The sequence below is a fragment of the Campylobacter sp. genome, from assembly GCF_017646085.1.
Classification (GTDB): Bacteria; Campylobacterota; Campylobacteria; order Campylobacterales; family Campylobacteraceae; genus Campylobacter.
Genome location: NZ_JAGCNF010000114.1, coordinates 1 through 9,606 on the forward strand (window position 1 = coordinate 1; position 9,606 = coordinate 9,606).

A 9,606-nucleotide genomic window follows, 5' to 3' on the forward strand; every position below is an offset into this window, starting at 1 on the left:
AATTTGTGGAAAAATTTAGTTATAATACAAACGCAAATTATACTACAGATTAACTCTTTAGCGTTTGAAATCACCTAAAGGTGTTAACAGATCGGGGCAACTGCCATATGGCACCCCCGGTATTACTCTCTATCGTCGCAATAATTTTTAAATTCACACTGCATACAAGCGGCTATACTAGCACAACTTTGCGGAAATAGCTCTTGATTTAACATTTTATTAATCTTATCTATCGTGCTATTAAATTGAGCTAAATCATCGTTTTTTATATCAAACATCTTAAATTTAAGATTATTGCTACAAATTAGCATTATCTTAGAAAATGGTTTATTAAAATGCTTACTAGCTAGTTTTGAGTAGGCTATAAGTTGCATTTTAGTGCCTTTATTTAGTATTGGCTTGGTTTGATTTTTAAACTCAGCTACAATTATCTCATTTTGGCACTCTAGCACCAAATCCGCTACTCCTTGCATAGATGAATCTTGCAAATATAGATTGCTATATGCTTTTATAATTGGTAGCTTAAATTTGATAAATTTTCTATTTTTAAATAGTTCGTTTTGTTTATTGTGATATTGTGAGCCTGAGCTTACATACTCTGGATATACTGGCTTGATATCGCAAAATGTATAAAAATATAAAATCCTAGGACAAAATACAAATTGTCTAATATGGCTAACTAAAATCATCTAAATAATCTCATATATTTTACTCTCAAAACACTCTTTGGTATAGCCTAAAGTATCATTAAAATCTAAATTTACAGATGTGATGATGGCCTTATCACTTTTAGCGCAATATTTAGATAAAAGCTCTTTAATAGCGAGTTTTTCAGCTTTGCTTAGCTCCCCATAAAATACTGATTTTTGAACAGCTAAAAGTCCAAAATCTTTTAATCTTTCAAATAGCTTGGTTCTGTTTTTACTATTTTCTATATCGTAGCAGATTAGATATCTCATTTACCACCTAAATATATATGATTTATACCTACTATCGCCACAAAAAAATGCTGAAATTTTATATACTTGGCGTTGGATAATACTTTCTAAAGTAAGCTTTTTGTGATTATAGATAAGTTTTTTATTTAATGAATTTAGTATATTTGAAGCTATTACTTTTTTTAATTCTGCATTTAATTCGCCTTTGAGAGATGAGCGAATTTTAATAATATTTCTATCTACTATAAAGCTTCTATACTCCTCCATAATATCTAAGGCTAAAGATGGCTTGGCGCTTCGCATAGTATGCAAAACTCCAAAATATGGATTTAATCCGGCATTTATAATACTTTTATAGATTATATTTAATAGTATTGCATAGCCATAATTTAAAGCTTGGTTTGATATTTCGCTGCTTGCCCTTTTAGTGCGGTGTTCAAAACTAGATGGTAAAAGAGAGTTAAATTTAAGAAATTCAAAATATCTATGAGCGGCATTAGCCTCAATACTAAATATATCATTTGTGTCTATTATTTTTGAGCTTTTTAGTGTGTCAATTGCTTTTTGCATAGCAATTCATGCAATGTTTTTTTGCTCGTTATTTTTATTTCTAGAAAAATATAAAATTGTAGAGCGTTGATTTTTAATCTTGCCGATTATTAACTCTTTGGCTAATATCAATCCCTTGGCATTATCTTTGGATGAAAATTGCTGCTTTAATACATTTACTCCTTTATGTTCATAAAGTGTATGCGTAGCACTAAATGTGTTAAAGTTTTGATAAAAAATCTTTATCCCACGCACACTACAAGCAAAGATTAAATCACTAGAAATAGTTATACCATTTGAATTTATAGATATGGTTTTTAATGATTTAAGGGCTATCTCTTTTATTATCTCTTTATTTTGATATATTACTATTCTTTGAGATTTTAATCCTAAAAATAGCCCAAAACTATTAATAACTAGATGTTTCATCGATTAAATTATCTATCATTATTTTTTTATTCATAGCCGATGTTTGTTTTACACAGTATGCGATTATTAGGCTATCTTTTGTATCTTTGATTATAGTTATTTTCTTATCTCTTGGCTCTCCTAGCAGCTCTTTAAATTCACCACTTAAATATTTATCTATAAACTCATCACGGCTAGTTTGGTCAAGTAAATTATAATCTCCAATTTGGCTTTTATAAAATTCAACCTCTATATCATGTCTATTGGCTTGAGAGATTATAAACTCAAGTTTTATAATAGCTGATGGGAGATTTTTGGTTACTAGAAGTTTGTAAATTTGCTTTATATTTTGAGATTTTAATTTAATTATATTTATAATATCTGCTATTTTACAAGGCAATATATTTTTGCTAAAAAATGGAATTTTGATTATATTTTTACTGTCTAAATCTATATATGTTTTAGTAGCTATATCTGAATTGCTAAGTCCAGCATATCCGCCATTTTTCCTTATAATATATTTAGAACTTGCTTTTATAGGCAAAGAGTAAATTACGCGAGATCTGTTTCTACTTCTTTTGGCTTGTTTGGTATAAAAACACTCTTTAAACAGCTCTTTTATCTCTTGATGCTTTAATATGTTTTTACCATCTTTTATCTCTATAATCTTGCTTTCATTTGCTTTTAAGATATGATAGAATTTATCGATATTTTTTGTTTTTATTTTTGCATCTGGTACTTTTAATTCATTTTTATTATCAAAAAACATACTACTTTTATCTTCGTTTTTTATAGCAAATATATCTTTTCGTATATAAGAACATAGATGATTGTCTAGAAATTTGAGTTTATTTAATAATTTAATATCGCTATCATTAAAGGCTTTAAATAATAGATCAAAAACTTTATGTGAGCTTATATAAAATTTACCTGATTTAAAATCGCTAGTTATAGCAACCTTTTTGCCATTTTCTTTAGTATGCAAAAGCCCAAGATCAAGCAAGATATTAGCTTCTTTATCTTTTAATATATTGGCATTTTCATAAACTAAAGAATATATGCCATCATCAAATAGCTTTTTACGAGCTATTTTATTAGAGTTTAACTCTAGATATTTTTTACTTTGCATAGTCATTTTATTGCTATACTCTGGCTTAATATGATTATAATCATACTTAAATTCACGCTGACCTTTTGAGTTATTTATAAGTTTGCTATTAGCGTAATAAAATACTATACTAGCATCAATGCAGTGACTATGGCTATCTTGAATTTTAGCTTTTTGTAGCTCTTTATCCTCTTTGCTTAGTTCGCTTCTAATTGCGCTTACTAGTTCTGCATTGATGAAATTAACACTAAATTCAATATCTTGATTTGATTTATTTAGCTTATCTTTTACCTTTTGTATTAAAAGATTTACAAAACGCTTTTGAGTGCCATTAGAGTGAGTTTTGATTCTATCTAGTTTTAAAATTTCAAGCGCTTTTGCAAAGCTATTTGAATCTTTATAAAATAGAGCATGTCTAAGTGCGATTTGCTCAAAGCTATTAAGATTATCGTAATTTGTAAATTTATTAATACCTATCTTTGCCATCTGTGTATCTATAAAATTCTTAAACTCATCAAGATTTTGTACTTTTATAATTTTATAAATTGGATTTAGATAATTTTGGTGTAAATTTTCTAAAGTATAGCTTTGATTGCCCTTTTGTAAATTAGCAGTAGAGCTAGCTGGGATTAAATTTGCTCTAGAATTATACAAGCCTTTAGAACGAGGCAAGATATGATCATATTCGCAGTTAATCTCATCTATCTTTTGGCCTGAGTATGGGCAAATTATCTCTTTAACTTTTTGACGTTTGCTTATTAAATTTAAGTTGCTAGCACTATTTTCAAAACTAAATTTATTCATCTCTACATTTATAGTTATATATGATATATCTTGCAAAATTTCTGGCTTAATAGCGGTGCTAATTTCATACGCTAAACGATTTAGATACATCTCTATTTTGCCATTGATAAGTCTAGCTGAATTAGCTGGCAATCTAGTACAAATAGCATTTTGTGAGCCAGAACGAATTAAATTTTCTAAAGTATGGCATTTGCAAGTTTTTAAAAATCCACGATTTTTCTCATCATAGATTATATCTCCTAACTGGCTTAGATAGTTGATATTTGTATTTAAATTATTTTTATCAAATGGTAGTTTAAACTCAAATACGCTATTGTGGTTGTTGATATTGTGAGCTACTTTTGGATATAGCTCTAGGATTGCTTGGATGTCTTTATCGTTAATTTCATCATTATTTAGATTATGATAGAAGCTATTTTGATAGCTCTTTTTTAATTCATTTAAATCTCTAAAAAACCCTTTATAGCCCTTATTACCTTTTATTTTATTTTTTAGCATAAACTCTTCTAGATTAATTACATCATCTTTGGTGATATTTTTTCCAAAAAGAGCTGATATAAGCTCATTTTTATTTCTATTTTTATGTGGCGTATTTTTGCCACATGGAATTAATAAATCATTAGTTATTATTCCTTTTTTTGCGTTATCTACTTCGTTATAGTATCTCCTAGCAAGCTCTTTAAATTCTCTAATTTCATCACTATTTAACCTAAAAGTATCGGCAAATATTTTGCTATTATTATCAAGAGCTCTTGGATATAGAGCTGTATCCATTAGGCTCTCTTTTGAGATATCTAATACTCTTTGTAAATATTTAGCGATATTATTTTCATCTATATCATTAAGGCTGATTAACTGGCCATTTTCATCTCTTCTTATATGCGCAAAATCATCGCTATTTAAAATTTTATAAGTTAAATTTACTAGACTAGGAGTAATTTTATCAATATTTAACATCAAAGTATTGCATTTTTGTGGATTTTTATTTTTACGATTTTCGTATGGTGGGATAGTAATTACTGGATCGATACTTTTTAAATACTCTAAAGCCGATTTTATCTTTAAAGAATTTAGCATATTTAGTTTATTATTATTTTGTATATCAGTTATATACTCCATATAATTGATATTTCTTATTATATTTTTCTTTAGCTTTGCATCATCAAAATTTATATTATCTAGATATTTATTATTAAAATACCTTCTTAAAATTCGAGTTTGGAAATTTGAAATATTTCCAACAAAATTATAAAATTCATCTAAATTATCAAATTTATCAGATTTTTGGATTATAAATTCGCAATCTTTATAAATTAATTCTTTTATATCTTTTAAGTAGCTAATTCTATGCTTGTTATTTTTATCAATTTCATTGCATATACTTTGAATTAAACTTTGTATATTTTTACTAGCTTTTATGGCTTTTTTATTTTCTTTATCTATATTGTTTAGAATTTGACTTTGAGTTTCTAGTATCTCTTTAATTTCATCATTTGAGTGATCTACAACTATCTCATTTAGAACTTGCTCAAACTCATCTTTATTTTTACTAAGTCCAAATATATACCCATCTAAACTATTTAAAAAATTAACTATATTATCATCTAGGCTTTCATTAAATTCGATATTATGATAGTTAAAACCACGATTTTTAAAAAGTCCATAAATCATCTCTTTTTGACTTTGACTCAAGTTATTTATAGGCAAAATCTCATTAAGTAATCTTAAAATAAATCTATCCCTATCATAGCTACGCCTAGCATGGCGACGTGCTGTTCTATCACTTTTAGAAAATGTCAAATTTTTATCAAAATATATATTAAACGCATTTTTATAAATTATAGAATCCTCATTTGTGATAGCGATAAATACGCCATTATTTGCAGCGCCCATATCAATATTTATAGACAATTCATTCATAAACAACTCCAACTATATAAATGATTTTGATTTTAATGAAATTTGGCTTACAATGGTTTAAAATATAAAATAAGTTTAGAAAATTAAGAAAAAATTGATAACTAAATATCTATTAATACTAACTAGCTTATCTATGCGTGATATTAAATTTATTAAGACTCAAAATCGCTACTAGCTTTTGATCTGCTAGTAGCTACAATGATTAAAGCGATTAGATTAATAAAATAATCTCTTTAATTATATCCCAAATGCACTTGGTTAAAACCTAATTTCCTTTAACGCTTAACTCTTTTAAGAACTCTTCTATATTATATTTAGCCCTATAAGTTTCACTCATTAAGTGTATCATTATATCGCCAAGATCAATTACTGTCCAATCATCGCTGCTTTCTACACCTAAAAAATTCTCACCAGCTGGTTTTAATTCAGTTTTTAAATCATCAAGTAAAGCAAAGCCATGACGAGCAGCCAAAGTAGTAGCTACAACTACAAATTTGCTTAGATAATCTCTACCTTGCATATCGATAATTTCAATATTTTCAGCCTTTTTATCATCTAAAAGCTTAACAATTCTATCTATTCTATTTTGCATTTTTATCCTTATAAAAACTCTGAACGCTACTTAAAATAGCAGTTGGCACCTGCTTGAAATTTAGCTCAGATTTAATCTTTGAAGATGAGATTTTAACATTTATATCAAGTTTTTGCAAATTTTCATCTATTTTAATATCATCTCTACACGCTACAACAAAGCTTACCAATGCTTTTAACTCATCATATCTATGCCATTTATGCAAGCTATTAAGCTGATCAGCACCGATTATTAAATAAATTTTATCAGCATTAAATTTATTTTTAAAATATATTACACTCTCAATAGTTGCTACAGCTCTATTTTGGGTAGTTTCATAATCGCTTACTATAATTTTTGAACTTAAATTTTCCCATAAAGTCCTACACCACTGAAGCCTAAGGGCTGGCGGCGCCCCAAAAGCGCTTTTAAATGGATTTAAAAATGTTGGAATTATAATAAGCTTATCAATATTTAAATTTTTAAGCGTAGATTTTACCACCTTATCATGGCCAAAGTGAGGCGGGTCAAAACTTCCTCCAAAAATGGCTATATTCAATTTTTTTTAACCTTTTTTTTAGTAAAATTAGCCCTAATTATACCCAAAAAGGATGAAAATGGCACTTAAAATAGCAATTAATGGTTTTGGAAGAATAGGTAGATGCGCTGCTAGAATTATACTAAATAATCCAGCAGAGTATGAATTATGCATTATCAATGATACTGCTGAGCGCAAAATGACTAGATATCTACTAAAATATGATACAGTTCATGGCGAATTCAATCAAGATGTAGAGGTTATAAATGATGATTATATCTTAGTTGGCGATAAAAAAATTAGAGTATATAGCACAAGAGATATAAATGATATGGATTTAAGCGGAATAGATGTAGTACTAGAGTGTACTGGTAAATTCCTTACAAAAGAGAAATGCCAAACTTATATCGCAAAAGGCGCTAAAAAAGTAGTAATGAGCGCTCCAGCAAAAGATGATACTCCTACATTTGTTCTAGGTGTAAATACTGATAAATACGAAGGTCAAACAATCATTTCAAATGCAAGCTGCACCACAAACTGCCTTGGTCCAGTAACTAAAATATTAGATGATCTTTACGGTATTCAAAAAGGCTTAATGACTACTATTCACGCCTACACAAATGGCCAAAGTCTAGTAGATGTAAAATGCAGAGATTTTAGACGCTCTAGGGCTGCAGCAGTAAATATGATCCCTACAAGTACAGGCGCAGCCAAAGCTATGAAGCTAGTAATGCCTAGTCTAGATGGCAAACTACACGGCCAAAGCATTAGAGTACCAGTGCCAAATGTATCGATAGTTGATCTTACGGCTGTACTTGGTAAAAGCGTGACAAAAGAGGAGTTAAATAACGCATTTGTAGAAGCTAGCAAAGGTAGCTTAAAAGGCATTATGGCAGTAGATTTTGATGAAAGAGTAAGCGGAGATTTTAACACTTCAAGCTACTCAAGTATAGTAGCAGCTGACCTAACTCAAGTAATATGCAACGATATGATCAAAGTAATGGCATGGTATGATAATGAGTGGGGATATAGCAACCGTCTAGTAGAGATGGCAAAATTTATAAGCGAGAAATAAGATGAGTGAGATAATTTCAGTTAAAGATATAAATTTCACACCTGGTTCAAAGGTATTTATAAGATGTGATTTTAACACACCTATGGATGAGTTTCGCAATATTACAGATGATAGGCGCATTCGCTCTGCAATACCTACAATTAGATATGTGCTAGATCAAGGCTGTTCTGTAATTTTAGCTAGTCACCTAGGCCGCCCAAAAGATGGCTATGAAGAGAAATACTCTTTATTGCCAGTTGCTAAAAGACTTGGCAGATTGATGGATAGAGAGATTAAATTTGCCCATGATGTAGTTGGCCACGATGCCAAAGAAAAAGTAGAAAAATTAAGAGCTGGCGAAATTTTAATGCTTGAGAATTTGCGCTTTGAAAAGGGCGAAACTAAAGATGATAAAAATCTAGCTAAAGCTCTTAGCGAGTTAGCTGATTACTATGTAAATGATGCTTTTGGCGTATGTCATAGAGCTCACTCTAGTGTGCATGCTATAACTCAATGTTATGATAATGAGCACAAAGCAGCTGGATTTTTACTAATTAAAGAGATTGAATTTGGACAAAACCTAATCCGCCATCCTAGCCGTCCATTTGTTGCAGTTACTGGCGGGTCAAAAGTTAGCGGTAAGCTACAAGCCTTAACCAACCTACTCCCACGCATAGATAAGCTTATTATTGGCGGCGGTATGGCATTTACATTCTTAAAAGCACTTGGTGAAAATATCGGAAACTCACTTTTAGAAGAAGAGCTAGTAGAAGAAGCAGCAAATATCCTTAAAAAAGGTCGTGAGCTAGGTGTAAAAATCTACCTGCCAGTAGATGTAGTAGCTGCTCAAACCTTTAGCAATGATAGCCCTATAAAATATGTCCCAGTTCAAGAAATACCAAATGGCTGGATGGGATTAGATATTGGTCCAGCAAGCGTTAAGCTATTTAAAGAGGCGATCGCAGACGCTCAAACAATATGGTGGAATGGTCCAATGGGTGTATTTGAGATGGATAAATTTAGTAAAGGTAGCATTAAAATGAGCCATGCAATAGGCGAAAGCTTTGCTACTACAGTTGTAGGTGGTGGCGATACTGCAGATGTAGTTGAGCGTGCTGGCGATACTGATGAGATGACATTTATCTCTACTGGTGGTGGTGCTAGCTTAGAGCTAATCGAAGGTAAAGAGCTGCCATGTGTTAGAGTACTTTTAAGAGAAGATAGTCTATGATTTATGCTGCAAATTTAAAATGCAACCACACTAAAAAAAGCTATGCAGATTATGCCAAAGAGCTTAGCAATGGACTTAGCCAAAGCGACCATAGCGTGATTGTATTTCCACCATTTACTGCTTTGAGTGAAGATAAATTTAACTTCACTCAAGGGGCTCAAAACTTTTACCCAGCACAAAGCGGCTCATATACTGGCGAAATAGGTGCTCAAATGCTAGAGGAACTTAATATCACTACTGTAATGATCGGTCATAGTGAAAGACGCGCCCTAGGCGAAGATGAGCCATTTTTAAAAGCCAAATTTGACTACGCCGTAAGTAAAGGCTGGGATATTATCTACTGTATTGGCGAAGATGATATTACGCATATGAATTGAAGCACTAAAGAGTTTTTAGCCGATCAGCTAGCAAACATTGATCTAAATTATGAAAATTTAGTAATTGCCTATGAGCCAATCTGGGCAATTGGTACTGGACAAAGTGCT

7 protein-coding genes and 2 pseudogenes are annotated in these 9,606 nt (G+C 30.5%); 3 read left to right on the forward strand and 6 right to left on the reverse strand.

Annotated features, from left to right (window positions below):
- Window positions 1-122: 122 nt before the first annotated feature.
- The 6 genes and pseudogenes from cas4 to nadD all read right to left on the reverse strand — a co-directional run bounded on the left by cas4 (window position 123) and on the right by nadD (window position 6,857).
- The gene (gene cas4 / locus J6V67_RS06140; protein WP_291860255.1) at window positions 123-689 is read right to left on the reverse strand and encodes a CRISPR-associated protein Cas4; all 567 of its coding nucleotides are present in this window, start codon (window positions 687-689) and stop codon (window positions 123-125) included.
- Window positions 690-959 (reverse strand): CRISPR-associated endonuclease Cas2, encoded by a 270-nt coding sequence (cas2, locus tag J6V67_RS06145; protein WP_291860257.1) that lies wholly within the window; start codon window positions 957-959, stop codon window positions 690-692.
- Window positions 960-1,916, reverse strand: a pseudogene (gene cas1 / locus J6V67_RS06150) (CRISPR-associated endonuclease Cas1). It abuts the gene before it with no gap.
- Entirely contained in the window at window positions 1,897-5,727 is a 3,831-nt protein-coding gene (locus tag J6V67_RS06155) for an HNH endonuclease domain-containing protein (protein WP_291860259.1), read from the reverse strand. The pseudogene cas1 and the gene J6V67_RS06155 overlap by 20 nt, the downstream one beginning before the upstream one ends.
- 265 nt (window positions 5,728-5,992) lie before the next feature.
- A complete protein-coding gene (rsfS, locus tag J6V67_RS06160; RefSeq protein WP_291860262.1) occupies window positions 5,993-6,319 on the reverse strand; it encodes a ribosome silencing factor in 327 nt (108 codons plus the stop codon).
- Window positions 6,309-6,857, reverse strand: a complete 549-nt coding sequence (gene nadD / locus J6V67_RS06165) for a nicotinate (nicotinamide) nucleotide adenylyltransferase (RefSeq protein ID WP_291860265.1) — start codon at window positions 6,855-6,857, stop codon at window positions 6,309-6,311. Before nadD ends, rsfS begins: the two co-directional genes overlap by 11 nt.
- 58 nt (window positions 6,858-6,915) lie before the next feature.
- On the opposite strand from nadD, the gene gap reads away from it, so the two are divergent.
- From gap to J6V67_RS06180, 3 genes and pseudogenes are all read left to right on the forward strand, one after another.
- Window positions 6,916-7,911: a type I glyceraldehyde-3-phosphate dehydrogenase gene (gene gap / locus J6V67_RS06170; protein ID WP_291860268.1), complete on the forward strand. Its 996-nt coding sequence runs from the start codon at window positions 6,916-6,918 to the stop codon at window positions 7,909-7,911.
- A gap of 1 nt (window position 7,912) precedes the next feature.
- The gene (gene pgk, locus J6V67_RS06175) at window positions 7,913-9,121 is read left to right on the forward strand and encodes a phosphoglycerate kinase (protein ID WP_291860272.1); all 1,209 of its coding nucleotides are present in this window, start codon (window positions 7,913-7,915) and stop codon (window positions 9,119-9,121) included.
- A pseudogene (locus tag J6V67_RS06180) lies at window positions 9,118-9,606 on the forward strand (triose-phosphate isomerase); the annotation flags it as partial. The gene pgk and the pseudogene J6V67_RS06180, both read left to right, overlap by 4 nt.